The sequence below is a fragment of the Pseudoalteromonas sp. K222D genome, assembly GCF_017653575.1.
GTDB lineage: Bacteria > Pseudomonadota > Gammaproteobacteria > Enterobacterales > Alteromonadaceae > Pseudoalteromonas > Pseudoalteromonas nigrifaciens.
The window spans coordinates 1-26781 of the sequence record NZ_JAGGDL010000046.1 but is presented as its reverse complement, the minus strand read 5'-3'; the positions used below and the strand labels follow the sequence as shown (position 1 = coordinate 26781).

The 26781-nt window shown below is 36.2% G+C and carries 19 protein-coding genes and 1 pseudogene; 11 read left to right on the top strand and 9 right to left on the bottom strand.

The features are described 5' to 3' along the window. The first annotated feature begins 57 nt into the window (after positions 1-57). On the top strand, positions 58-810 hold the full coding sequence (istB, locus tag J5X91_RS16015; RefSeq protein WP_208835222.1) for an IS21-like element helper ATPase IstB: 753 nt from the start codon (positions 58-60) through the stop codon (positions 808-810). A 64-nt stretch (positions 811-874) separates the two neighbouring features. Beyond that, positions 875-1165, top strand: a pseudogene (locus J5X91_RS16010) (patatin-like phospholipase family protein); the annotation flags it as partial. A 141-nt stretch (positions 1166-1306) separates the two neighbouring features. On the opposite strand, the gene J5X91_RS16005 reads toward J5X91_RS16010, so the two are convergent. From J5X91_RS16005 to J5X91_RS15990, 4 genes are all read right to left on the bottom strand, one after another. After that, complete coding sequence (locus J5X91_RS16005; protein WP_008468086.1) at positions 1307-2923, bottom strand: FAD-dependent oxidoreductase; 1617 nt, start codon at positions 2921-2923, stop codon at positions 1307-1309. Positions 2924-3045: 122 nt separating this feature from the next. Beyond that, entirely contained in the window at positions 3046-3942 is an 897-nt protein-coding gene (locus J5X91_RS16000) for a fructose bisphosphate aldolase (RefSeq protein ID WP_008468085.1), read from the bottom strand. A gap of 111 nt (positions 3943-4053) precedes the next feature. Further along, complete coding sequence (locus J5X91_RS15995) at positions 4054-5022, bottom strand: class 1 fructose-bisphosphatase (protein ID WP_208835221.1); 969 nt, start codon at positions 5020-5022, stop codon at positions 4054-4056. A 289-nt stretch (positions 5023-5311) separates the two neighbouring features. Next, on the bottom strand, positions 5312-6073 hold the full coding sequence (locus J5X91_RS15990; protein WP_011330173.1) for a DeoR/GlpR family transcriptional regulator: 762 nt from the start codon (positions 6071-6073) through the stop codon (positions 5312-5314). A gap of 187 nt (positions 6074-6260) precedes the next feature. On the opposite strand from J5X91_RS15990, the gene glpK reads away from it, so the two are divergent. Continuing rightward, the gene (glpK, locus tag J5X91_RS15985; protein WP_208835220.1) at positions 6261-7745 is read left to right on the top strand and encodes a glycerol kinase GlpK; all 1485 of its coding nucleotides are present in this window, start codon (positions 6261-6263) and stop codon (positions 7743-7745) included. 271 nt (positions 7746-8016) lie between these two features. After that, positions 8017-8748: an MIP/aquaporin family protein gene (locus J5X91_RS15980; protein WP_033103174.1), complete on the top strand. Its 732-nt coding sequence runs from the start codon at positions 8017-8019 to the stop codon at positions 8746-8748. Between the two features lie 175 nt (positions 8749-8923). Here the strand turns inward: J5X91_RS15980 and J5X91_RS15975 are convergent, their stop codons facing one another. Beyond that, positions 8924-9487, bottom strand: a complete 564-nt coding sequence (locus J5X91_RS15975) for a YSC84-related protein (RefSeq protein ID WP_011330176.1) — start codon at positions 9485-9487, stop codon at positions 8924-8926. 138 nt (positions 9488-9625) lie between these two features. On the opposite strand from J5X91_RS15975, the gene J5X91_RS15970 reads away from it, so the two are divergent. Both J5X91_RS15970 and J5X91_RS15965 read left to right on the top strand, forming a co-directional pair. Continuing rightward, positions 9626-10837: a tyrosine-type recombinase/integrase gene (locus J5X91_RS15970; RefSeq protein ID WP_208835219.1), complete on the top strand. Its 1212-nt coding sequence runs from the start codon at positions 9626-9628 to the stop codon at positions 10835-10837. Continuing rightward, a complete protein-coding gene (locus J5X91_RS15965; protein WP_208835218.1) occupies positions 10837-12030 on the top strand; it encodes a cation:proton antiporter in 1194 nt (397 codons plus the stop codon). Before J5X91_RS15970 ends, J5X91_RS15965 begins: the two co-directional genes overlap by 1 nt. A 110-nt stretch (positions 12031-12140) precedes the next feature. Here the strand turns inward: J5X91_RS15965 and J5X91_RS15960 are convergent, their stop codons facing one another. Further along, on the bottom strand, positions 12141-15191 hold the full coding sequence (locus tag J5X91_RS15960; RefSeq protein WP_208835217.1) for an FAD-binding and (Fe-S)-binding domain-containing protein: 3051 nt from the start codon (positions 15189-15191) through the stop codon (positions 12141-12143). Positions 15192-15338: 147 nt separating this feature from the next. Between J5X91_RS15960 and J5X91_RS15955 the strand changes: the two genes are divergently transcribed. After that, the gene (locus J5X91_RS15955) at positions 15339-15548 is read left to right on the top strand and encodes a PGPGW domain-containing protein (protein ID WP_041454951.1); all 210 of its coding nucleotides are present in this window, start codon (positions 15339-15341) and stop codon (positions 15546-15548) included. Between the two features lie 66 nt (positions 15549-15614). Here the strand turns inward: J5X91_RS15955 and ppsA are convergent, their stop codons facing one another. After that, positions 15615-17990, bottom strand: a complete 2376-nt coding sequence (gene ppsA, locus J5X91_RS15950; RefSeq protein WP_208835216.1) for a phosphoenolpyruvate synthase — start codon at positions 17988-17990, stop codon at positions 15615-15617. 313 nt (positions 17991-18303) lie between these two features. Between ppsA and J5X91_RS15945 the strand changes: the two genes are divergently transcribed. Continuing rightward, complete coding sequence (locus J5X91_RS15945) at positions 18304-19113, top strand: pyruvate, water dikinase regulatory protein (protein ID WP_208835215.1); 810 nt, start codon at positions 18304-18306, stop codon at positions 19111-19113. An 82-nt stretch (positions 19114-19195) separates the two neighbouring features. Here the strand turns inward: J5X91_RS15945 and J5X91_RS15940 are convergent, their stop codons facing one another. Further along, positions 19196-20545: a 3-deoxy-7-phosphoheptulonate synthase class II gene (locus J5X91_RS15940; protein WP_208835225.1), complete on the bottom strand. Its 1350-nt coding sequence runs from the start codon at positions 20543-20545 to the stop codon at positions 19196-19198. Between the two features lie 912 nt (positions 20546-21457). On the opposite strand from J5X91_RS15940, the gene J5X91_RS15935 reads away from it, so the two are divergent. The 3 genes from J5X91_RS15935 to J5X91_RS15925 all read left to right on the top strand — a co-directional run bounded on the left by J5X91_RS15935 (position 21458) and on the right by J5X91_RS15925 (position 26040). Beyond that, positions 21458-24472: a Tn3 family transposase gene (locus J5X91_RS15935; RefSeq protein WP_348272536.1), complete on the top strand. Its 3015-nt coding sequence runs from the start codon at positions 21458-21460 to the stop codon at positions 24470-24472. 74 nt (positions 24473-24546) lie between these two features. Then, a complete protein-coding gene (locus tag J5X91_RS15930) occupies positions 24547-25176 on the top strand; it encodes a recombinase family protein (protein ID WP_280117976.1) in 630 nt (209 codons plus the stop codon). 420 nt (positions 25177-25596) lie between these two features. After that, on the top strand, positions 25597-26040 hold the full coding sequence (locus J5X91_RS15925; protein WP_208835213.1) for a hypothetical protein: 444 nt from the start codon (positions 25597-25599) through the stop codon (positions 26038-26040). Positions 26041-26098: 58 nt separating this feature from the next. Here J5X91_RS15925 and J5X91_RS15920 read toward each other — a convergent pair whose 3' ends face one another. Next, positions 26099-26686 (bottom strand): DUF4879 domain-containing protein, encoded by a 588-nt coding sequence (locus tag J5X91_RS15920; protein ID WP_244363909.1) that lies wholly within the window; start codon positions 26684-26686, stop codon positions 26099-26101. Between the last annotated feature and the right edge of the window lie 95 nt (positions 26687-26781).

The window sequence follows — 26781 nt, the reverse complement described above, 5'->3', positions numbered from 1 at the left end:
TAACAATAAAGCAACACAGCTTGAGCGCTTATAGCAGCATGATACCGGGAGGTCTACATGGATAACTTCACGGCCTCTTTACCTTTAATGCTGAAACAATTAAAGCTTAGCACCATGCTTCAACAGTGGAATACCCTGGGCAAAAAAGCGATAGAAGAACAATGGAGCCCACAGCAATACTTATCTGAGCTGTGCCATATTGAACTTGCGACACGCGATGATAAACGCCTTCAGCGGCTTTTAAAAGATGCAAAATTGCCAGTGGGTAAACACCTTAGCAGCTTCGACTTTACCCTTGTTGATGGGGTTAGTAAGCCCCTTGTTGCTGATTTAATAAATCAGCCGGATTGGTTGAAGCACGGTGGCAATATATTGCTATTTGGCGCCAGTGGTCTTGGTAAAACGCATATCGCCAGTAGTATCGGTTATGGCCTTATCGAGCAGGGCCATAAAGTTAAGTTTGTTGCCGCGTCAGCGATTGTTCAACAACTCCAGCAAGCAAAGCGACATTTACGCTTGCAAGACGAACTTGTAAAGCTCGATAAATACAGCTTATTAATCGTTGATGACGTTGGTTACGTTCGAAAAACTGAACAGGAAACGAGCGTGCTGTTTGAATTGATAGCCCATCGCTATGAGCGACACAGCATGATCATCACATCAAACAAATCATTCGAACAATGGGATGAACTATTTGATGATTCAACGATGACTGTCGCGGCAATCGATCGCTTGGTTCATCACGCAACGATTATTCATTGCGAAGGTGAAAGTTACCGACGCAAAACAGCGCTCAATAAGAGCAAATAAAATTCGGTGTCAACCGGCCAAGATAATTGACGCGGAACCGGCCAAGTTAATTGACGCTAGATAACTCATTTTATATCCACACTTTAATAGCGATCCAAAAGCAGGATGGTTCGATAAAAATTTAAAACGTAAAGTCTCACCACTTAATTACGATAACGTGGTGATGATCACGCCATCAAAAGAATTTATAGCAGGCTTACCCTACGGGAAAATTCCAGATAGAAATGATTTTACCGATCTAGATGCCGACACACGCATTAAATATTGGAATACAGTATTTAGTGAAACAGAAAGATTAGCAGAGGCGTTTGATGAGAAGTTATATAATAATTTTAAAATAATACCAATTGAATAAATTGCCAATTTTGCTGATGCAATGAAGCATTTATTGTTATATAAAAGGGCTAGTTTACATCGCGATTATATAGTGATGTAAACTAGCCCTATGGTTGGTTTTGATTGCTGTGTATTTAAATAAAATCACGGAATCGATGGGTTATTGGGATATTTCCTCTATATATTCTTGAAGCCTGGCTTGCGCATTTTCTTCACCAAATAGAATATGACATACCTCTTGTAGCCCCGGATCAGAGAGGATATCTTCTTTACGTACAACCAGTGATATTTTAGAGCGGCGACGTAAAAAATCACTTAGTTTAGTTACCATTTCTCGTTCGGCAGCATGTTCAATTTCAACACGTAAATACTCTGAATTTTTAATTAGAAGCTCAGCTTTTTCAGGAACTTCTCGAATTTTTTCTAACATGTTAATTGCATTTCTTCCGTAACGTCTCCAAAAGCGTTTGCTGAGTACTTCAGTAGATGTTTTGGGAGTTAAGCCGTCTAAATTCATTAGCTTAGCACGATGCATAAATTCATTTTTGACAGTATCGTCAGGCTCGCCGTACCATTTGTAATCCTCGTAAGGAAGGTTAATACCAAGCTTTTTGATTAACTCAGCAACTTCATCACCGACATTGATACAATCAGTTAATTTCCCACCAAATATAGAAAGGTATTTTTTCTCATAGTTAGTGTCGATTGCGTGTTTGCGCGATAATTGCACCCAGTCAGCCTTACCATTACCATCTTTTTTAATTGCTAATGGCCTTACACCACATCGTTCAGCTATTATATCGTCTTTTGTGAGCTGTTTATCCAGTTCTAGTAACTTGTTCGCATTATCTAACACAAACTTTCTATCTTCATCAGTAACATGCGAATGTGGGCTTTCAACTTGTGTATCAGTTGTACCAATACAAGTTTTAGGTCCCATAGGGATCACGAAGAATAGTCTGCCATCGTCAGCAAAAAATGTAAGTACTTTATTACTGCTAGTAATTTTATCAACAATAAGGTGAATACCTTTTGAAAATAAATGGTGATGTGCTGTAGTTTGACTGTTAGTAATATTAATAGGATCAACAAAAGGGCCTGCGGCGTTTATAATTACTTTAGAACGTATCGAAAATTGTTCTTTCGTTATTTCGTCCATTGCATTTGTTGTCCAAATATCATCTGTACGGTTTGAGCCTTGTGCACTTACATAGTTAGCACCGATACAGCCATGGCTCATACTAGAGCGAATAAAGTTAAAAACAAACCGGGCATCGTTGTCTAATAAAAAGCTGTCTGAATACTCAAAACCGGCTTCTACATTTGTAGTGTTGACGACTGGCTCTAATGATTTAATTTTTTTTGCATTAAGGTAGCGAGGCGATTGTGTAAAAAATCGGCCCATAAACCAATAGACGATTGTTCCTAAATAGACAAAGAAAGCTGGGAATCTAAAGCCTTTTTGAATACTGGTAAAAAAACGAATTTCTTTAACTGTCGATGGGTAGCTGCGCATTAAATGGTTTCTACTTTTACATAGTTTATTTACCAAGTTATATTCATGGCTTTCTAAATACTTTATGCCGCCCCAGGCCAAGTTAGATGAGTTTGAACTAGTGAAACCAGCGAAATCTCCTTTATCGATTAATGCAACTTTGGCGCCTTTTGCAGCTAATGCTGCAGCTGATACTGCACCATTAATACCCCCTCCAATTATCAATACATCGAATATATCTTGAGGAAGTTTTTTTATATTATTCTTTCTCAGTTGGCTCATTTTTTGGATTACCTATTATTAATTACTAGCCTTTTATATCTACTTGGTTAGGTTATTTTCGTACAAGCTAGAGCTATAAAAGATTACGTATAAAGTTTTTATGCTTATGAAAGTTGGATTACTTATAATTTATATATTGAAGCTTCATAAATGGCTTCTATAGAATTATTTAATTTTTCATCAAACTTTTTATCAGACATGTCATGATGTAGGCCAATCAATAATGCTCTTGAAAAACTAGCAATAATACCAGTATTTCTTTTTAGCTTTTCATTGGCTTGTGTAATAGAGTAACCACCAGATAGAGCAACTAATTTTAAAACTTTTGGGTGTGTTGCAAGATCTTTATATAAATTAGGCACTTCAGGTAACGTGAGTTTTAATATTACTTGCTGTCCATCTTCAAGGTTATTCAGCTCTTCAATAATTACATCATGCAACATGAGTTCTGCAGATTGCTTTTCTTCGCAATAAATATCAACTTCAGGCTCAATAATAGGCATTAGCCCTGAATTTATTACCTCTTTTGCAATTTCAAATTGCTGTTTAACAACATTTTGGATACCAATACGACTAGCTTGTTTTATAACAGACCGCATTTTTGTGCCAAAAACAAAATTAGTATCAACCGTTAGTATTGAACCAAGGTTTTTAATGGGTTTCATTAACTGTACACCGTCAGATTCAGGCATTAAACCTTCATCTATTTTTAAAAATGGTACAATTTCTTTATGTTTCCACAAATATTCAGCTGTTGGAATATTTTCAATGTAACGATTTAAAGTATCTTTAAATAGAATTGCGCCCAATATTTTTTGTGAATTAAATGGACTACTTGAAATTATTCGTGCTCTCATAGAATGTATATATTTAAACATCTCCTCATCAGATGAAATCTCACTAGATGAGATACCATACTGCTCTAAAGCTTTTGGTGAACTCCCACCACTTTGATCTAGTGCAGCTATAAAGCCTTGACTATTTTTTATTTTTTCTAGCATGTTAAGTCTTATTGACATGATTTTAACCTTTAAATAATTGAAAGCAGATATGTTTCTTAACAAAAGTAAAGTTAGATACAATTTCTATATAAATACAGATGTCACTCTTAAAGTAATAATGTATGTTTTTTATTTTCCTAAAGCATACTTTTCTATAAGTAGAACTTCATTCTTAGAACCAATAAATACAGGGATCCGTTGATGTATACTTGAAGGCACAGTGTCTAAAATAGAAGTAGTCCCATTACTTGCTAAACCATTTGCTTGCTCTACTAAAAATGCAATTGGGTTTGCTTCATAAAGTAATCTTAATTTACCGTATTTAAAGTTTTTTTCTTCAGGGTACCCAAATATACCTCCCTTACATAGAATTCTATGCATATCACCTACCATGGCTCCCAACCATCTCATATTAAAGTTTTTCTTTCGGATACCATCGGTACCAAGCTGTAAATCAACAATATATTTTTGTACATTTTCAGGCCACTTAAATTGGTTTGATAAATTAAATGAAAATTCATTCGTATCTTCTGGAATGTTTAAATTAGGATGTGTGAGCATAAAGTTATTATTTGAGGGATCTAATGTATAAATATGTGTTCCTGAACCTGTTGATAAGGCAAGCATAAGCGATGGGCCATATAGAACATAGCCTGCAGCGATAATTGATCTTCCTGTAGAAAAAAAGTCTTCTTCACTAACTTCTGTTTGGGCAGGAGAAGCTGAAGTTATAGAAAAAATAGTACCTAATGAACCATTTACATCAGTATTAGATGAACCATCTAATGGGTCGAAACAAATAAGGTATTTGCCAAAACTATTACATAATATAATGTCTTCTACTTCTTCAGATGCGACAGCTCTAACCTGCTTATTCTTTTTTAGAGATTCAATCAAAATATTATTAGCGATAACATCTAACTTCTTTTGTACCTCTCCTTGTACATTGTGATCAGGCAATGAGCCAAGCACATCAGATAATGCACCATGATTAATACGAGTAGCTATTTCTGTGCATGCACCAACTATGCTTTGGATCAGCAGTGTGAGTGTTTTTGGAACGTTATCCTGCTCTAATTGTGTATATAGGTTTTTCATTGGTGCCTTATCGATAACATTAATACTAAAGAGTAATACATGGTTTTAATTTGCTTTTATGTTCATTTTTAAAAGTATCACTTATTTGCGAACATTTGCAAACATTAAAATACATAAAAGAAAATAAATTCTGGTATACAGGAGTGAAATAGAGGGGTGAATTACAAAGTTATATATTAATTTAACCAATTTATTATTTAATTATTAAGTACATTAACAACGAAATTCATGGTATCTACTTGAAATTATTTGAATTGTTCTGTATGCATTAGATGGTTTTGATTGACTACTATCGTGCTATATGAAGCTTAACGTCATGTTCGGAAAGTAAGGTTAGAATACTCTTAGGTGGTTTAGCATCAGTAATAAAGTCATCTGCTTGACTAATGTTACCTAAACGAACCATAGCGCACCTACCAAATTTTGAATTATCAGCGGCGAGTAAAACTTTACGTGAATTTTTGATGATTGCTTGAGCAACACGAACTTCACGATAATCGAAATCAAGTAGAGAACCATTTTCTTCTATCCCACTTATGCCGATAATGCCGAAGTCCATACGAAACTGATTGATAAAATCTTCAGTTGTTTCACCAATAATACCACCATCTCTATGTCTAACTTCTCCTCCTGCTATAAGAACTGAAAAATCCTTTTTAACGCCTAATATAGCAGCAACATTTAGATTGTTAGTTACAACTTTAAGGTTTTCATGCGATAGAAGTGCTTTAGCTATAGTCTCAGTCGTTGTTCCTATATTTATAAATAAAGAAGAACCATTTGGTATCATACTAACTAAATGTTGCGCTATTTTTTGTTTAGCTTCTAAATCCATGATTTTTCTAGTTTGATACGCCATATTTTGAATGCTTGAGACTACACTAGCGCCTCCATGATGACGCCTTAATTTGTTTAACTTTGCAAGATGGGTAAGGTCGCGTCTTATCGTCTGTGGAGTGACTTTATAGTGCTCAACTAATTCTTCAATAGAAATGGAATCTCTTTCTTTTAATAGTTTTAATATAGATTCGTGTCTCTGATCTTGGGTCATTTTTATTTAGCATAATTTTAATTTTAATTAGTAAACTATTATAAGTGAAAAAGAAGTAAATGAGAATTTTATAGAAATTATTTCATTAAATAATTGTATATAAAAGTTTGATATTTGTTGTATGTTACATTTAATTCATGTAATAGTACAAAAACGAAAATAACCGAATGTTAAAGTGTAAAAAATAATGAATAATTATATCCTTTCAATTGATCAAGGTACGACTAGCTCTCGCAGTGTTTTATTCGATTTAAATGGCAAAGTTGCATATATAGAACAACAAGAATTTGAACAACATTTTCCAAAAGATGGTTATGTTGAGCATAAGCCTGAGGACATATGGGAGTCTGTTCTTCATACCATTAATGCTGTTATGAAGAACCTAGATCCTGAGCATGATAAAGTTATTGCTATTGGTATTACTAATCAACGCGAAACTACAATCGTTTGGGATAAAGTAACCGGTGAACCCATTTATAATGCGATAGTCTGGCAAGATAGGCGTACAACAGAACTATGCGATAGTTTAAGGCTTGCAGGAAAAGAAGAACTAATTATGCAAAAAACGGGGTTATTAATCGATCCGTATTTTTCTGCGACTAAAATAAATTGGATTTTAGAAAGTTGTCCAGGCGCTCGTGAAAAAGCAGAAAATGGTGATTTAATTTTTGGTACGGTCGATACTTATTTGTTATGGAAGTTGACAGGCGGAAAAGAACATCGCACAGATGCAACTAATGCATCGAGAACTATGCTATTTAATATTCATACGCAAGAATGGGATGCCGAACTACTTGAATTACTTGATGTTCCATTAAATATGCTACCAGAAGTAATGGATTCATCAGATGACTTTGGTATGGCGAGTGAAAAATATTTAGGTTACGAAGTGCCTATTTTAGGTATGGCAGGTGATCAACAGTCAGCACTGTTTGGCCAAACATGCTTTCAAGCAGGTATGGCTAAAAGTACCTATGGAACAGGGTGCTTTATGATGGTTAATACAGGTGATCAAGTTCTTCAATCTAAAAATAGACTTCTTAGTACTGTCGCCTATCGTTTGAATGGCAAACCAACCTATGCATTAGAGGGCAGTATTTTTATAGCTGGCGCAGCAATTCAATGGCTTAGAGATGGCTTACAGTTAATTGAAAAAGCAGATGAAACAGAATTACTCGCTATCAATACCTCCCTAGATCATGGAATATATATGGTTCCTGCATTTACTGGTTTGGGTGCACCATATTGGGATCCAAATGCTCGTGGGGCTATATTTGGATTAACTAGAGATACGGGTATTAAAGAGATAGTAACAGCAGGATTACAGTCTGTTTGTTTTCAAACTAAAGATCTTCAAAAGGCTATGGAATCAGACGGCGTAAGGCCTCAGGTACTTAGAGTTGATGGTGGTATGGTCATAAATGGATGGCTTATGCAGTTTTTGTCAGACGTTTTAGGTGCAGAGGTTGACCGTTCAACTATTAGTGAAACGACTGCTTTAGGTGTAGCTTATCTTGCAGGGCTGAGGGCTGGTGTATTCTCATCGCTTGAGTCATTGGCAACTAATTGGAATTGTGAAAGACGATTCGAACCTGGCATGACCAAAACAAAACGTGATGAGCTTTATGATGGCTGGTGTAAATCAGTTAAAAAAGTACAAAGTGAAGGATAAGTTACTAATTTACCTTTAAATATAAATTCATACCAAACTTGTTTGATTAGAGTTTATGGATGTAAGTAAAGTTATTAAAACTCGCAATCATAAACTCTAAGCTCAATAGGATAGTTTTATTAGTGACCATTATAGATGCTTTTAAGGATATCAAGCACTTTGAATTACAACATTTAAACAAAAATAGTTTCATAGTGTAGATAGTATTCGCTTATAAAAAGACATGTTCATTAAGGTAGATTTAATTTTAGCTTTTAGCAAGGAATATAAAATGACACCATTTATAGCAGAAATATTAGGAACGGCCCTCTTAATTTTAATTGGAGGCGGTGTAGTTGCTAATAATATTTTAAAAAAAACAATAGGTGAAGGAGGAGGGTGGATGGCTGTTACTACAGCTTGGGGTCTTGCTGTATTTATTGGTGTGGTTGTCGCTGGCCCTTATAGTGGAGCACATCTAAACCCAGCTGTAACACTTAGCTTAGCAGTAGCTGAAAAATTTTCTTGGACTGAAGTCCCTGCTTACATTGCTGCACAATTTATTGGTGCAATGATTGGAGCTTTTTTAGTTTATGTAATATATAAAGATCACTTTGATGCTACAGATGATGCAGAATTAAAACGAGCAGTCTTTTGTACAGCACCAGCAATACCAAATACATTTAGAAATATAATTAGTGAAATTGTAGGTACTTTTGTTTTATTGATTTGTGTATTTTATTTTTCGGCGGCTGAAATCGACAATGGTACTGGGACTAAAATTGGTTTGGGCTCTATAGGTGCAATTCCAGTTGCTTTTGTTGTGTGGGGAATTGGGCTTTCATTGGGTGGTACAACAGGATATGCAATAAATCCAGCTAGAGATTTAGGGCCTAGAATTGTACATGCTTTGTTACCGATCAAAGGTAAGATAGATAGTAATTGGAGTTATTCATGGATTCCAGTGTTAGGTCCGACTATAGGTGGTACTTTAGCTGCGTTACTTTACACTATTCTTAGTTAATAAAAGTTATAATTAAGATCCAGATGCTCTGTATAATACAGGGCATCTGGATCTTATACTTATTTATTGTATAGTTATTACAGCCCATAAATTACGTTATGTTAAATTGGATTATTTAAAAGAAAGCGAGGATGATTATTCAAATCAGCTCGCTTTTAGGAGAGTAATTTAGGGGTTAATTAAGCTCGGAGTCGACCCAAAACTTAGTACCTTTTAATACTGCTTGTAGTGCAAGGCCGCTTTCGGTCAAAGAATACACAGTAACTTGGTCTGCTATTGCTTCGGCAACTAATGCACCGCCTTTTTCTTTATATTTAGCTGCTGCATCTGCGTTTCCGCCAAATGCCCAACCGTGTTCAATAAATCTGTTTAGTGCCGCTTGGTTATGAAAAACCATAACAACGTTAAAGTCTTTAACACCTAAACCTAGGCCTAAACCGGCTTCGCCCATATTCATGTATGTAGATTTACCCGTTAGGTTATTTTTAATAACACCATAACCACCACCAAAACTAGCTAAAACAACATTGACGTTGGCATTATCAAAAACAGCATAACCTGCAGAGTTAGCAATTTGCTTTTTAACATCTGGTTTTATCGCGTAAAGTTTACTTAATGTATTTGATTCCATGCTATGCACTAATGCACGTTTTTCGCTTGGTGAGGCGCTGCCTGTTGTTGCACAACCTGTGAGCGCGAGTGTAAATACGACCATACTTAGCAAAATAAATCTTTTCATGAATTTTCCTTAAATAACATTTATAACTAGCAAGTATATAATTACAAAATAATAGAATCTATTTATGTCCAATACTAGACAGTATCGGACTTTACAGTTAATCTATAAGTCTATTATTTTATTGAATATTTTATTACTATGCTAGTTGCTTTGGTTGATACGTTAAAACAATTGAGATATCAAATTGCTCATCTTGAAGATAATACTTTAAATTCAGAATATCCAGAACTAGCTACCTTTATACAGCAAGTTGGCTTGACTGTAACTGAATCAAAACAAGATCTTACCTTCTTATACCAGTTTTTATATGTTTATGGTCGCAAATCGGAAGCAACCTATAGTCGGTTTAGAAGTGAGCTTGAACGTTTTTATTTATGGGCATGGTTAGTGGCTGAAAAATCAGTATTTGATTTAAAGCGCGAAGATATTGAAGGTTATGTAGATTTTGTTGTTGAACCAGATAAAGCTTGGGCTTCAACATCAGTACAATGGCGTTATAAAGACGAGCAAGGTATTCGTCGTTTAAATACAAATTGGCGCCCTTTCATCCAAAAAGAATCAATTGCTAGCCAACAAACATTATCGGCAATGTTTACTGCACTTAACGTATTTTATAAATTTGCTATTTTAGAAGAAAAAACCTTTGCCAATTTTGTGCCTGTAGTAAAAAAGAATAGTCCCTATTTAGTGGTTCAATCGCAAATACAGATCCCCGATACGCTAAGCGATATACAATGGGAATATGTGTTTGGGGTAACGCGCGACTTATGTGAGCAACAACCTGATCTAGAAAGAAATTTATTTACTCTGGCATGTTTAAAAGGATTATATTTACGGATCTCCGAATTGTCAGAGCGGCCACAATGGTCGCCCGTTATGTCGCATTTTTGGCAAGACAACGATGGCTTTTGGTTTTTGCGTATTATGGGTAAAGGTAATAAATTACGAGATGTAACTCTAAGCGATGATTTTGTTGAATATTTAAAACGCTACCGACTTTATCGTGGTTTACCTGCCCTACCACGCGTTGATGAATCTGAACCTTTGGTGCATAAAATTCGTGGCCAAGGTGGCATGACAGTTAGGCAAATACGACGTTTGGTACAACAAAGTTTTGATTTAGCTCAGCAATCTTTACTTGATGATGGTTTTAAAGATGACTCTGAACAACTTGAAGCAGCAACCGCACATTGGCTTAGACATACAGGTGCAACACACGATGCACAAACACGACCACTCAAACATTTATCTGAAGATTTAGGACACGCAAAAATAGCAACTACAGATCAAATTTATATTCAAACAAATATAAAAGAACGTGCAAAATCTGGTTTAAAAAGGAAAATATAATGGAATATTTAGTCATTACTTTTATTGGCAGTTTGTTTTTGATTTATTCATTAACAATCCGGCAATTAGAAAGAACCGAAATCACTGGCCCAATGTTTTTTGTGATTGGAGGGATAGCACTGGCTTGGTTTATACCTGAGGAAGTTGAACAATTAAAAAATGGTGGAGTTTATATATTACCTTTAATTGAATTAACTTTAAGTTTGTTTTTATTTACTGATGCTACAAAAACAAAACTAAGCGTTTTAAAACACAGTTATCAGTATCCAAGTTTATTATTATTTGTTGCCCTACCCCTTACCTTGTTGTTAGGTATTGGCACTGCATTATTTTTATTTGCAGAGTTAACACTTATTCAAGCTGCATTATTAGCAATTATTTTAACACCAACCGATGCAGCACTCAGTAAAGGACTATTAGAAAGTACACAAGTGCCCGAAAATATCCGTGAAGGAATAAATACTGAAAGTGGTTTAAATGATGGTTTATGTGTACCTGTATTTCTAATTTTTTTGTTATTAGCTAACAACCCAGAGCTTGGGATCACCGCTTCACAAACTATGATTATTTTTACTCGGGAACTTGGTATAGCGCTATTGATTGCAATTGCGAGTGTTGCGATATTTATTCCCACTTTAAACTTTGCTATGCAACGCCATTATTTTGCACAAAAAACCAGTCCTTTTTTGCTGGTAGGTTTTGCAATGGCGATATTTTCTATTACACAGTATTTTCATAGTAGTGGTTTTATTGCAGTGTTTGTAGCAGGTTTATTATTTGACCGATATTCTCCAGAGTCGATACGTTGTGAAATTGTTGAAGACTCAGAGCACATAGCCGATTTTGCCGCATTATTAATTTGGTGTTTATTTGGTTTTGTAAGTGCCTATTTGGTTTTACCAAAACTAAGTTTTGAAATAATAATTTATGCTTTACTTAATGCAACTTTGATCAGAATAATTCCGGTTATGTTGTCACTGCAATTTACTGCACTGAATATAAAAGAGCGATTTACTTTTGCTTGGTTTGGACCAAGAGGACTCGCATCGATAGTATTTACGTTAATGGTAATTGATACTCAAATAGAAAATAAATATCAGATTGCAACTATTGCTATGACCACTATTTTATTTAGTGTATTTATTCATGGTATAACTACTAAGCCAATTGCAGATAGTTTTGCTAAAAAGTAAAAAGTAAAAAGTAAAAAGTAAAAAGTAAAAAGTAAAAAGTAAAAAGTAAAAAGTAAAAATGCGTAATTTTATTTATAAAGTTACGCATTTTTTAATCAGCCTAATAAAGTTTAATTGCTAAGTAGGTGTGCAAGTAACTCAATTGGATGTTTAGGTTTAAATTTTTCATATCGCTTAACTTGGCTACGACAAGAAAATCCTGTTGATAACAGTTGCTCGGGTTTATTTTTATCTACAATAGGTTTCCAACTCATTTCGTATAGTGCGCGCGAGTTGTTTTGGTTTTGTGCTTCATGACCATAAGTACCCGCCATGCCGCAACAACCAGTACTGGTTGTTTTTAATGTTAAGCCAATATCGCTAAAAATATTTTGCCAAACACTCGCAGCTTTTGGTAAGGCGGTAGTTTCGGTACAGTGGCTTAATAAAGTAAATTCAGTATTAGTATTTTGTTTTGTTTTTAATTGCGTAAACGATTGAGTTTGTAACCACTCGTGAGCAAGTTGCACATGGAAATCACCACGATTATTTTCTAAAATTGTATTGTACTCATCGCGGTAACACATAACTAATGAAGCATCTAAACCAACCAGTGGCGCATTAATATCGTTAAGTTTATTTAAAAACTCCGCGGCGTTTTTTGCTGTTACTTTAAACTCATGCAAAAACCCTTTTACATGTTGTGGTTTTCCATTGGGTTTAAAAGGTAATAACATTGGCTTTTTGCCGAGCTGAGTAATAAGCGTAATAAAACTCTCTACTAATTCTGCTTCATAAAAACTAGTGAATGGGTCTTGTACTATTAATACATATTCGTTTTGTTGCTCAGCACTTAATTTATTTAGTAATTCAAAATTAAAAGTATGAGCTTTGTTTACTCGACTAGTTAGTGCGGGAATACTTAATTGTGGTGTATTTACATAACCCACGTTTTTTTTAATTATGTTACTAACTAGGTCTGTACTTACTATAGGATTAATAATACGTGCAAATTTAGCCATTAATGGCGCACTAACTTCTATATTACCCACTAGGTAATCTTTGAGTGGACGTGCGTAGTAACTATGATAATAATTTAAAAAACGCGAACGAAAAGTAGGTACATCTACTTTAATTGGGCAAGCAGTAGTACATGCTTTACAGGCTAAGCACTCGTCCATCGAAGCTTTAACTTCGTGAGAAAAGTCGTAAATGCCTTTGTTTTTTTCACGGCTGTGAACAAAACGTTCCCACCAGGTAATTACTTCGCCTTTATTAAGTTGCTTTTCGACCTCAAGTAAATCTACATTTTTTGCTTCTTGCAGGCGCAACCATTCGCGCATTAAACTTGCGCGGCCTTTAGGTGAATGTCGGCGATCGCCGGTTACTTTATACGACGGACACATTGGTGAGTTTTCATCGTAGTTAAAGCATATTCCGTTACCGTTACAAGTCATGGCATTATTAAAACTTGTTTTTACATCAATAGATATTTGTTTATCGAACCATGAACGTTTTTGTCCATCAACACTTACTAGTGAGTCTTCACTATCGATAGGTGTACATATTTTACCCGGGTTTATTCGGTTATTTGGATCAAATGCAGTTTTTATTTTACGTAACTGAGTAAATAAATGGTCGCCAAAAAACGCTGGGCCATATTCGCTACGATACCCTTTACCGTGTTCGCCCCACATTAAACCACCGTATTTAGCGGTGAGTTTTACCACTTCATCTGAAATAACACGCAATAGTTTTTCTTGTTCTGGGTCGCACATATCGAGCGCAGGCCTAACATGTAAAACGCCAGCGTCAACATGGCCAAACATTCCATATTGTAAATTATGGCTGTCGAGTAATGCTCTAAACTCTACTATATAATCAGCTAAGTTTTCTGGTGGTACCGCGGTGTCTTCTGCAAAAGCGAGTGGTTTCTGACTGCCTTTTACGTTACCTAAAAGCCCGACTGACTTTTTACGCATGGCGTAAATTTTTAAAATATCACTTTTATTACTGGTTAGCTGGTAACCAATAACACCATTAGTTTGCTGTGCCACGCACTGATCTAATAGTTTGCACAAAGTGTCTACTTTGTCTTTTATATCCTCTGGTGATACAGCATTAAACTCAACCATGTTGAGCCCTTGCATATCTTTATTAGGAATGTCGGTTATTAAGTCCGATACTGAATGCCAAATAATATCTTGGCGTGCTAAGTTTAAAACTTTGCTATCGACAGTTTCAACTGAGGTTGCTCTCGCAGCTACCAAAAATGGTGAATGACGTAGTGCAGAATCAAAACTATCATACTTAATATTAATTAAAGTTTTAAATTCAGCAATGGGGGTTAGCTTTAATTTAGCCTCGGTAACTATACCTAATGATCCTTCAGAGCCGGTAATTAAGCGGCTCATATCAAAAGTTTGTAAGTCATCACTTAGCACATGCTCTAGGTCGTATCCGGTTAAAAAGCGGTTTAATCTAGGGAATTTAGCTAATACAGCTTCGCGCTCATTTAGTGCGATAGCTAAAACGGTTTTGTATAAATGACCAACTAATGTGTCTTGCTCTGCGATTACCTTTGCTTTCTCTGTATCAATAGCTGCAGTACACATAGGTGTGCCATCGACCAAATAAGTTGTTAGCCCTAAAACATGGTCACTCGTTTTACCGTAAACTAGCGAGCCTTGACCCGAAGCATCAGTGCTGATCATACCGCCAATGGTTGCTCTATTACTGGTAGATAAGTCGGGTGAAAAGAAAAACCCATAAGGTTTTAAAAAGTCATTAAGCTGATCTTTTATTACCCCAGTTTGTACACGCACCCAGCCTTCTTGTGTGTTTATTTCGAGTATTTCACGCATGTATCGTGATAAATCGACAATAATGCCAGGGGTTAATGATTGCCCGTTAGTCCCAGTGCCGCCGCCGCGCGGACCAAATGTTAACGATAAAAAGGGGTCGCGAGATGCTGTTTGCAACGCAAGTTGAATATCTTTTTCGGTTTTAGGAAAGATAACACCTTGCGGTAGCTCTTGGTAAATACTGTTATCGGTTGAAGCTGTTATGCGGGTTGCATAACTTGCGTCAGTGTCTCCAGTAAACCCTTGATTTTTAATGGTACTTAAGTAATTTGCGACAACTTCTGTCGCGGCATCTTGCTGTGTAATAGTTGCTATCATGACGGCGATATTTTAAGGCATTTGATTAATTATATCATGCTGCGGGGTAATAGAAATTGAAGATTTTACAGTTTGTAACACACTTTTAATCGATTTTATTCGCACTGCAATTATACTCAAGTTAACAGTTACTAGGGGGCTTTAACTATGAAAAAAATACTATTACTTTTAGCCGGTGTATTGTGCATGTTACTGGGTTTATTTTTTGCGATTGTACCTGGACCATCCTTAATATTTTTTATGGCAGGGTTATTGTGTTTTTCTTTTGACTACCCAAAAGCAAGGCATTATTTGGGGCTTTGTCAAAAAGCGTTAACTAAATCGTGCAGATATTTAGATAAAAAATTAGCTCGTTAAAACTTTGTTTTAAATTACACAAACAAAAATGCCAGCAAAAGCTGGCATTTTTATTAAACAAAGTAATTATTTAGCTAGTTTTTCAGCTAAGTATAACCATGTTTCTAGTACTGTATCTGGATTTAATGAAACAGAGTCGATACCCTGCTCTACTAACCATGCTGCAAAGTCTTCATGATCAGAAGGACCTTGACCACAAATACCTACATACTTGCCTTTTTCTTTAGCTGTTTTAATTGCCATAGAAAGTAGCTTTTTGATTGCAGGGTCGCGTTCATCAAATAGATGTGCGATTAAACCTGAGTCACGATCTAAACCAAGCGTTAGCTGAGTTAAGTCGTTTGAACCGATAGAAAAACCATCAAAATGCTCTAAAAACTCTTCAGCTAATAGTGCGTTTGAAGGCAGTTCACACATCATAATTACTTTTAGACCATTATCGCCACGTTTAAGGCCATGCTCTTCAAGTAGTTCAATAACACGTTTACCTTCTTCAACGGTACGTACGAATGGGATCATGATTTCGATATTGGTCATGTCCATGCCGTTTCTTACGCGTTTAATTGCTTCACACTCTAGAGCAAAACAGTCGCGGAAAGCTTCTGACACATAACGAGCGGCGCCACGAAAACCTATCATAGGGTTTTCTTCTTCCGGTTCGTATTGTTGGCCGCCAACTAAGTTTGCGTACTCGTTTGATTTAAAATCAGACATGCGAACAATTACACGCTCTGGTGCAAATGCACACGCCAGAGTAGAAATACCTTCAACCAATTTAGAGATATAAAACTCTACTGGAGATTCATAACCGGCCATCATGTCGGTTATCTCTGCTTTTAATGCATCAGTTTGTGCATCAAAATTAAGTAGTGCTTTAGGGTGAACGCCAATCATACGGTTGATAATAAATTCAACACGGGCTAGGCCAACACCTGAATGTGGTAAACGAGCAAAATCGAATGCACGATCTGGATTACCTACGTTCATCATTACTTTAATTGGTAGCTCAGGCATTTCGTCAACACGTGAAGTAAGTACTTCAAAGTCTAAAATACCTTCGTAGATGAAACCTGTATCGCCTTCGGCACATGATACGGTAACTTCTTGACCAGCTGTAATTAAATCAGTTGCGTTACCACAACCAACAACGGCTGGAATACCAAGTTCACGTGCAATAATTGCAGCATGACAAGTACGGCCACCACGATTTGTAACAATCGCTGCTGCACGTTTCATGATTGGTTCCCAATCTGGGTCGGTCATGTCGGTAACTAAAATGTCGCCTACTTGAACCTGATCCATCTCTTTGATTGAGTTAAGAACACGAACAACACCGCTACCAATTTTATGACCAATTGCACGGCCTTCAACAACAACCTTGCTGGTGCCATTTAATTGAAAACGTTCCATTACGTTGGCATCTTCGTTTGAGCGAACCGTTTCTGGACGAGCTTGAACTATATATAGTTTGCCGTCGTTACCGTCTTTTGCCCATTCGATGTCCATTGGACGACCGTAATGTTTTTCGATGATTACAGCTTGCTTGGCAAGTTCTTGCACTTCTTCATCTGTAATCGAAAATTTATTTGAAAGCTCAGGGGCAACATCAACGATGTCTACTTGCTTACCATGTGCTTTGTCTTTTGAGTAAATCATTTGAATGGCTTTAGAGCCAATGTTACGACGTACTACTGAAGGTTTGTTTTTAAGTAATGTTGGTTTATGAACATAAAATTCATCAGGGTTTACTGCGCCCTGTACAACCATTTCTCCTAGCCCGTAGCTTGATGTGATAAATACAACATCTTCAAAACCAGACTCGGTATCAATACTAAACATAACGCCAGATGCTGACTTATCTGAACGAACCATGCGTTGTATACCAGCAGACAGTGCAACACCACGGTGATCGTACCCTTGATGAACACGGTAAGAGATAGCGCGGTCGTTAAATAATGAAGCAAATACGTGTTTAATAGCGACCATTACTGAGTCGATACCAACAACGTTTAGGAAAGTTTCTTGCTGGCCTGCGAATGATGCGTCTGGCATGTCTTCAGCAGTAGCGGATGAACGTACTGCAAATGAAACATCGGCTGCTGTGTCGCCGTGGAGTTGGCTGTATGCTTCGCGAATGGCTTTATCTAGATTAGGTTGGAATGGTGTATCGATTATCCATTGGCGGATATCGGCACCGACTTTAGCGAGTGTATTCACATCTTCAACATCAAGTGTATCTAGAATGTCGTGAATTTTTGCGGTGAGTCCTGATTGATCTAAAAACTCATTAAAAGCATCAGCGGTAGTTGCAAAACCACCCGGCACTTGTACACCTGCGTTTGCTAGGTTTGAAATCATTTCGCCAAGTGAAGCGTTTTTACCGCCAACACGAGGAACATCTTGCATACCAAGCTCTTGATACCAGAGAACGTATTCTTGCACGGATCTTTCTCCAAAAAAACAAATTGTAGTACTAAATACCAACTAATTAACATTTAATCATTTTAGCGAGTTAGACATTGTATTAACAAGTTAAAAATTTTCATGTAGAACAACTACCTGTTAATTTTTATGTTGCTAATAAAGCGCTTCCTATCGCTATAATTGACTATTTACTTAATACAATCGATATAACTGTGAGAGTTAAGAAAGAAAACCTTTTATAAAGGTCACACCCATTCTACACTGGCAACAGTCCTCACGTAAACCGTGAGAAACTTAATTTTAAAATTAAAAGTAATAAAAAAGAGGATTTATGAGAACTGCTTTTTATATTTCAGATGGCACAGCAATTACTTCTGAGGTTTTTGGACATGCTACTTTGTCACTGTTCCCTGTTGAATTTAATCATAAAACCATTCCCTTTGTAGAAACAGAAGAGAAAGCGCATCAAATTAAAGAGTTAATTAATGCAACGGCTAAAAGAGACGGTGAAAAGCCTTTAATATTTTTTACCTTTGTAAATTACAACTTAACTGAAATTATTAGCTCTGCTAATGCAGTGTGTTATGACTTTTTGACAACCTATAGCGAAAAAATAGAAAAAGAACTAAATGTGGCGCCAGTACCAAAAATTCATCGAACTCACTCTATTCATGAAAAAAGCTATGATTTTAGAATTGATGCGGTTAACTACGCGCTGATGAATGATGATGGCGGTAATATAAAAAACTATGGAGAGGCCGATATTATTTTAATTGGTGTGAGCCGCAGTGGTAAAACCCCAACGAGTTTATATTTAGCACTACAATATGGTATTAAAGCCGCTAACTACCCAATCACCGAAGACGACCTTGAAACTGAAGGCTTGCCTAAATGCTTAATACCTTTTAAACATAAATTATTTGGCTTAACTATTGATCCTGAGCGCCTTGCTGCCATCAGAGATAGGCGTATGGCTAATTCTAAATACGCTTCTATTCGTCAATGTCGTATTGAAGTGCGCGAAGTAGAAATGCTGTATAAGCGTAGTAGAATTCCATTTTTAAACTCTACTCATCACTCAGTTGAAGAAATATCAGCGAAGATTATATCTGATACCGATCTTGAGCGCCGTAAGTACTAACTTACTTAGCGGTTAACTTAACTAAAAAATATAAAAAACGCCGCTTAATTAGCGGCGTTTGTATTTAGGGTAGTCATTTTATTTATTTACGTGCGTCTTTTAATAAATCGGCAACTAAAAAGCCTAACTCTAATACTTGATCGGCATTTAAACGTGGGTCGCACTGGGTTTTATAGCGCTGTGCTAAATCGTCGTCAGACAGTCCGTACGCACCGCCAGTACACTCAGTAACATGTTGGCCTGTCATTTCTAAATGCACGCCGCCTGCATAGCTGCCCTCGGCTTTATGCACTGCAAAAAACTGGCTGATCTCACGCATGATGTTATCAAAGCTACGTGTTTTGTATCCTGAACTCGCCTTTTCGGTGTTACCGTGCATTGGATCAGAACTCCAAATTACTTTACGGCCTTCTTGTTGTACTTTGCGTACCAATACCGGCAGTTTTTCAGGGAGTATATCTGCGCCCATACGGGTAATTAATGTTAATCGACCTGGAATGTTATCTGGGTTTAATGCATCAATTAAGCGTATTAAATCATCTGGGTCCATACCTGGGCCAACTTTAACCCCAATTGGGTTTTTAATTCCTTTAAAAAATTCAATATGCGCGTGGTCTAGCTGACGCGTACGCTCGCCAATCCATACAAAGTGCGCAGAACAATCATACCAATCGCCAGATAAGTGGTCACGGCGAGTTAGTGCTTCTTCGTAGCCTAGTAATAGCGCCTCGTGAGAGGTGTATAAATCGGTTTCTTTTAAGCTTGGTGCAATAGTAGAATTAATACCACACACTTCCATAAACTCAAGCGCATCTTGAATTTTATCAGCTAGCTGTTGATACTTTTCTTTTTGTGGATTGGCCGCAACAAAGCCCATATTCCAACGGTTTACTTGGTGTAAGTCAGCAAGGCCACCTTGTGCAAATGCACGCAGTAAGTTTAACGTAGCGGCACTGTGATGATACGCTGTCATTAGGCGTTGTGGATCTGGAATACGCGCTTGTTCGGTAAACTCAAAATTGTTAACAATGTCGCCACGGTATGACGGTAGTGATACGCCATCAATCGTTTCTAAATCTGCTGAACGTGGTTTTGCATACTGCCCTGCCATACGCGCTATTTTAACTACTGGGCATTTACCGCCGTAAGTTAATACCACGGCCATTTGTAAAATTGTTTTAAAAGTATCGCGAATGTTAGCGGCATTAAAGTCACTAAACGACTCAGCACAATCACCACCTTGTAGTAAAAAAGCGCGCCCTTCGCATACATCTTCTAGCTGCTTAAATAAACTTCTGGTCTCTTCAGCGAATACTAAAGGCGGAGCACTCTTTAATTGCGCTTCTACTGATTTAAGTGATTCTTGATCTGGGTAGTTTGGCTGCTGCAATATTGGCAGTTCTCTCCAGCTATTTGGGTTCCACGTTTGCATATTCATTCCTCATTCCTATTTACCTGATACAACGAAATTAACGTATGCAGGGCTGTTTGTTCAAGGACTAAATTCACTATTTACTAATTATTTAGTTATGGGTTAGGTAATTAATATATTTAGCCATATATGTTGGGCCCTTAGCGCAAATATAAAATGATAAATAGAAAGAATATAACTGATTAAAAACATAAAGTTAAGATTAATCATGGTTACTTTTTAGTTGTTGATCTACATTCAATCTGAGTTAATTATTATAACAGGTCGAGCAGGGAACACATCATACTTAAATTGCACCATGTGTATTCTTAACTTTACAGTTAATATAAACAATAATTGACCAATAACTATGCACTTTTAAAAATACATGCTAAGGCGAGTTTTATTTGCCACCGCAACATATACTAGATGTTTATAAACAGTGGGTTTATTAGGCTAAAGCTCTCCCTGGTTAAGGTTAAAATACAAAGACTTCTTTTGGTTCTGTACTAAGTTTTTATAAAAATGTGGATAGTGGTAGTTACTACTGAGGTTAAAATTTATTGTAATATGTATAATCTTTACGCTTTGCAGCTATTATGCAGCAGTATAAATAGACATGATAACGTATTGTATTTCCCCCAACCATAATACAAGTCGTAAAGCTTATATCTGCAATGTATTAAGTTGCTATTAGTATGAATGTTGAGATCGGCGCTAATTAACACTACTTGCTTCTTAATTAGTTAAGCTACAGAGCAACTCAAAATGGTTTGCCCTGCCCGGTACTAATAAATGTATATTCAGTTCTCACAAGCTAAACATTTTAAGTATCCCAAAGTGGGGTTTTGTGCCCATCCCCTCGAAATGAACCTTAAGGTTATTTATTGGCCATTCATAAGTTATGATGGTGTAAAATAACTATAAAGGTCAATTATCATCACTAACCCAACCACTAAACGTATTCAAATACTTACATCGTCTGAAATAAACGAACTTTACGCTCTTCCTAACTTTAATCATACAGACAGAGAAGACTATTTTTCATTGGATAGTGAAACCCAAAAACTGGTTAATGAGCTAAGACGATTAGAAACCAGAGTATATTTTATTCTGCTATTAGGCTACTTTAGATCGCGGCCTATCATTTTTAATTTTTCATTTGAAGACGTTGTTGTTGATCTTGATTATGTCAGAACTAAATACTTTAATGGTAAAGATATGATGTTGACTGACTTACCTCGAACAACAAAAACAAAGTTGTTCAAAAAGTTACTTAGCTATACTGGCTTTTCAAATTATCATAGTAAAGTAGATAAAGAACTACTTCTTAAAAGACTCAATGATGTCGTAAAAATAAACTTAGAGCCTAGGTATGTTTTCGATGAGTGTATTGCTTATTTTGGTCAAAACAGAATAGCGCTTGCTGGTTATACAACACTACAAGACACTATCTCAACCGTTTTATCAAATGAACGAAGCCGTATTGAGCATATTCTCACTGAAAATTTAACTCAATCCACAAAAGCCATATTACTTAAATTACTTGAATCAAATAGTACCTTTACTGACCTAGCCAAATTGAAAAGAATGGCTAAAGATTTTTCGGCTAGTCAAATAGCACAAGAGTTGAAGACACATAAAACTATACGTTTACTTTACCCTGAAATTAAAGTGCTTATTGCTGAACTCAAATTATCCCCTAAAAACCTTGAATACTATGCGTCATTAGTTAAACACAAGACAGTTTATAAACTCAGAAGACACGATGACAGCCAAACTATTTTATATCTTGTTTGTTACTTATTTTTTAGGTACCGAGAAACCAATGACAATTTAGTTTCTGCTTTTATCTATATGATCAGAAAGTTAACAGAATCAGCCAAGGGCTATGCAAAACAACGTATTGTAGAAGATGTAAACATTGTTAGAACTAAATTAAAATCTGCGGGCAGTTTATTGAAGTATTTTATTGATGCTGAAATGGACGATGGTCTTAGTTTTGGTGATGTGCGTAAGAAAGCTTTTAAACTAATTCCTGCCGATAGCATTAAGCTATTAAGTGATCATTTAGATAATAATGACTTTGATGGCCGTCAGTACGAATGGCAATTCATCGATAAACAATCCAGTAAAATTAAAAAGCTTATCCGATCACTTTTTATGTCTATTGATATTGAATTCATTCATCTTAAAGACGAATTGCGTGAACAATACATCAAGGCTCACGAAGAATTAACCGCATTCAAAACAATAAAAACAATTAATCTCGATGTGGTATCTAAAAGTGAACGTGAATATATTGAAGGTGATAATATCAAGTTAATTGCTAATCGCTTTGAGTATTTCCTTTACCGTAAAGCCGAGCAATTATTTCAAAGTAATAGCTTAACAGTGAAAGAAAGCGTTAATAATCGGAGTTTAACGTCAGATTTAATTCAACCTAAAGAATGGAAGCACAAGGCTGAAATCATTGAAAATACTGGCCTTGATAAGTTAGTTACGCCCATTAATCAAACGCTAACCGATAAGAGCCAACAATTAGAATCTAAGCTAAAGAAAGCAAGTGAACATATCTTTAGTGGCGATAATAAGTACGTTGAGTTTATTCCTGGTAAGGCCGAACTCAAGTGGTCAATTCCTAACAACCGTTGGCAACAAACCATTGAAAATCCACTTTATAATCAAATACAGCACATGGGTATTGTTGAACTCATGTTGTTTGTTGACCAAAAGACTGGTTACTTAAATTCGTTTACCCATATATCAGCAACAAAAGAAAAATCACCGGTAGATAAAGAAGATCTCATTGCTTGTATTTTGGCAAACGGCACGAATTACGGCCTCTATAAAATGGCCAATATCTCCGACCGTTCAATGGGGAAATTACGCAGTGTAGATGATAGTTATATTCGATATGAAACGCTGACTCAATCGAATGATAATATTTCTAATGCTATCGCAACCTTGCCTATATTTGCTTACTACCATGTGGACGATAACCAGCTATTTTCAAGTATTGACGGTCAAAAATTTGAGTGCCGAATTAATACCTTTAAAGCGCGTTATTCATCTAAATACTTTTCAAAAGGCAAAGGGGTTTCTGCACTCACATTGGTTTCAAACCATGTGCCAGTAAGTACGCAAGTGATTGGAGCTAATGAGTACGAAGGTCACTTTGCTTTCGATTTGCTTTACAATAATTCATCAGACATACAGCCAAATACTTTATCGACCGATACGCATGGTACCAACAATGTCAACTTCGCCATTCTAGATTTTTTTGGTTATACGTTTGCTCCTCGATACGCAAAAATGAAAAAAGTGTTTTTTAATTTATTTGAAGTGTCTGAAGAGAACGGTGGCCGTATTCAATTGATAAAAGAAATTAACCATAAACTTATCACTGAAGAGTGGGACGAAATTCAGCATATCGTATGTTCATTGAGCCGAAAAACAACGACTCAAAATACTATCATTAGAAAGTTAAGTAACGGCAAGAGCCGTACATTGGCAGCACTTCATGAGTACGACCGTTTAATTAAATCTATTTATGTTTTGGAGTATGTCGATAATTCCACTCTGCGCCATTATGTACAGCAAGCACTAAACAGGGGTGAAGCATATCACCAATTAAAACGTGCTATTACTTCAGTTAATGGCAATAAGTTTCGAGGTGGCAATGATTACCAAGTGTCACAATGGAATGATTGTGCTCGGCTCATTTCAAACTGCATTATTTATTATAATTCAGCACTCTTATCGGCATTTTTACAAATTCAAGAAAAAAATGGTAGGCAAGACGTAGTTGATATTATTTCAAGGTTATCACCTGTCGCTTGGCAGCATATTAATTTGAATGGGGAATATGCTTTTAATAAAGATCGTAAAGAAATTGATTTACTCGGTTTACTAAATGGCATTGAAGCACTTGGTAGCGCCGATTAAAAAAATCAAATATCCTTATCAAAATGTATACTTTATGATAACTATATTTGACTATTATCAAAAGCACTCTCATAATGTTTTTATCAAAACATCTTAAAGTATACGATAAAAAAATGTCAAAAATTGGATACGCGAGAGTAAGCTCAACAGGTCAAAGTTTAGAAGTGCAACTTGATAAGTTAAATCAAGTTGGCTGCGATAAAATTTATCATGAAAAGCAAAGTGGTAAAACAGCGGCTCGACCAGAGTTTCAAAAGTGCATGAATTATCTTCGGGAAGGGGACACTTTTGTTATCACCAGATTAGACCGTCTTGCGCGTTCCGTTATTCACTTATCACAAGTTGCGGAGCGCTTTCAGGCAGAAAATATTGATCTAGTAGTAATTGACCAAGCAATTGATACATCTACTCCCACTGGAAGGTTAATGTTTAACATGTTAGCAGCCATTGCCGAATTTGAAACTGATTTACGCTCTGAGCGGCAACTAGAGGGTATTGCTAAAGCTAAAGAGCACGGCGTTAAATTTGGTCGACCAACAAAAAGAACCGATGAAATAGATTTAGAAATTTATAATAAAAGGAAAGAAGGTGTACCCATTGGTCAATTGGCAAAAGATTATGACTTGGGTTCGGCTACGATTTATAGAATATTGAATGATGTATTTGAAAAAGTATCAACTGAAGCAACAAAATTATCTAGCTAGGCTAGATCTCATTCATTCGAGATTTAAATGAATACTTAATTATCCCCTTATTTAATCGGCAATAGTTTGCCGTTATTAAACCATACTATTTCCCATTTGCCGCTTCTGTTGGCTAAAATCACTGACATTTCTACCTCGATGTGTACTTTCGTGCTTATACCACTTTCATTAATTAAGTGATCTATTTTAGGCGGAGGAAAATCATTAAACACAAGGCTTTTTTACATAACTAGCTGTTCTAATTATTAAATAAATAACGCAGTAGTTAGTGGTTTTAACCCATATAAATGATCACTTAGTTTGTGAGATTAGTATTAATACTTCTAAAAAACCTGTTGCAAATAACAGGTTTCGATTTGTTGGCCTGCTACTTGCTCTGATATAAGCATTGTCGTTGCAATATTTAATAAGGGAGCAAATATGCAAATTACTAATACACCGTATGTTAATCATGCTGAGTCAGCCCAACATAGCGCGTTAAGCACAAAAATAAATGATGGACAGGCTACTAACACAACCAAGAAAACCGAAACAGACACCGTTTCAATCAGCTCTGCCGGTCGCAATGCTGAAGCTAAATGGCAAGAAATTGCAAATAAATACGATATGACCAATATTTCTGGAAATGAAGTAATGGGAATGGCTAAAGAGCTTTATGACAATAAGTTAATTTCTAGCGGTCAAATGCTTGATATGTATACACCACCAAGTATTGATTTTAATTTAGATGAAAAAGTTAATTATGTAGCTCACGTGACTAAGGAATTGGAAAGCCTAAAATTACATAGTGACGGGTCAGCTCAAATGAGAAATGCAATTGAAGCTAAGTCTAGAGTGTTTGATATTGTAAAACTTATTGGTTAAATACCCATGTTCGTGTGTCATTGTGAACATGGGTTGTGCTCTAATTCTTGTGTGTTAACTATTGAACGAAAACAGAATCACTCCAAAAACCAAATGGTGATGCTATCGAATTTGCTGAAACATTAACAGTACCACTTATATTTGATGCGCCAAAAAAATCGAATTGATGGAGGAATCCAGTAACTGTTTGGCCTGCACTACAAGTACTTAGGTTTGCTCCACATCTAGGAGTGCTAGATGTGGCAGATACACTAGAACCTGCAAACGTTGCGTTGTTTGTATTACCGTAACCGAACTGAAATACATAAACTCTAACTTGGCCACCGCCATGATTTTGAGTGGTTGAGAACTGATTAGCTGATACAGGGTCTATATTAGGATAGGTAACCGATTGTACGGCTCCAATTTCGAAATAAGTAATTCCTTGTGCGGCAGCTCTTGTACTGACACTTGTGGCTAGCTTTGGAGCTTCAACTTCAATGCCTTGCAAATCTGAAGGTGAAAAATATAGTGTATCATTCTGTATTAAAGCAGAGTGGTCTACAACATTTTTCACAACACCTGCTTCAATATCAGCAGCCAGTAAATTTACTGAAAAAGCACTAGAAAGCAAAGCAAGAGCTAATAACGTTTTATTCATTTTCATAACAAACATCCTTTTATCGTAAGCGCGCATTTAAGCAGTGCGCTTAGCTATAATCGAAGTCTAGCTGCACATTCCACGGCATTAGGTCGGTAAAA

Excerpts from the sequence above, each read along its gene's own strand:
- J5X91_RS15955 (WP_041454951.1), top strand. The coding sequence starts at position 15,339 with ATGAAAAAAATACTATTACTTTTAGCCGGTGTATTGTGCATGTTACTG.
- J5X91_RS15965 (WP_208835218.1), top strand. The coding sequence starts at position 10,837 with ATGGAATATTTAGTCATTACTTTTATTGGCAGTTTGTTTTTGATTTAT.
- J5X91_RS16000 (WP_008468085.1), bottom strand. The coding sequence starts at position 3,942 with ATGTCAATAAGACTTAACATGCTAGAAAAAATAAAAAATAGTCAAGGC.
- istB (WP_208835222.1), top strand. The coding sequence starts at position 58 with ATGGATAACTTCACGGCCTCTTTACCTTTAATGCTGAAACAATTAAAG.
- J5X91_RS15925 (WP_208835213.1), top strand. The coding sequence starts at position 25,597 with ATGCAAATTACTAATACACCGTATGTTAATCATGCTGAGTCAGCCCAA.
- J5X91_RS15975 (WP_011330176.1), bottom strand. The coding sequence starts at position 9,487 with ATGAAAAGATTTATTTTGCTAAGTATGGTCGTATTTACACTCGCGCTC.
- J5X91_RS15995 (WP_208835221.1), bottom strand. The coding sequence starts at position 5,022 with ATGAAAAACCTATATACACAATTAGAGCAGGATAACGTTCCAAAAACA.
- J5X91_RS15930 (WP_280117976.1), top strand. The coding sequence starts at position 24,547 with ATGTTTTTATCAAAACATCTTAAAGTATACGATAAAAAAATGTCAAAA.
- J5X91_RS15945 (WP_208835215.1), top strand. The coding sequence starts at position 18,304 with ATGAGAACTGCTTTTTATATTTCAGATGGCACAGCAATTACTTCTGAG.
- J5X91_RS16005 (WP_008468086.1), bottom strand. The coding sequence starts at position 2,923 with ATGAGCCAACTGAGAAAGAATAATATAAAAAAACTTCCTCAAGATATA.
- glpK (WP_208835220.1), top strand. The coding sequence starts at position 6,261 with ATGAATAATTATATCCTTTCAATTGATCAAGGTACGACTAGCTCTCGC.
- J5X91_RS15940 (WP_208835225.1), bottom strand. The coding sequence starts at position 20,545 with ATGCAAACGTGGAACCCAAATAGCTGGAGAGAACTGCCAATATTGCAG.
- J5X91_RS15980 (WP_033103174.1), top strand. The coding sequence starts at position 8,017 with ATGACACCATTTATAGCAGAAATATTAGGAACGGCCCTCTTAATTTTA.
- J5X91_RS15990 (WP_011330173.1), bottom strand. The coding sequence starts at position 6,073 with ATGACCCAAGATCAGAGACACGAATCTATATTAAAACTATTAAAAGAA.
- J5X91_RS15960 (WP_208835217.1), bottom strand. The coding sequence starts at position 15,191 with ATGATAGCAACTATTACACAGCAAGATGCCGCGACAGAAGTTGTCGCA.
- J5X91_RS15920 (WP_244363909.1), bottom strand. The coding sequence starts at position 26,686 with ATGAAAATGAATAAAACGTTATTAGCTCTTGCTTTGCTTTCTAGTGCT.
- J5X91_RS15970 (WP_208835219.1), top strand. The coding sequence starts at position 9,626 with ATGCTAGTTGCTTTGGTTGATACGTTAAAACAATTGAGATATCAAATT.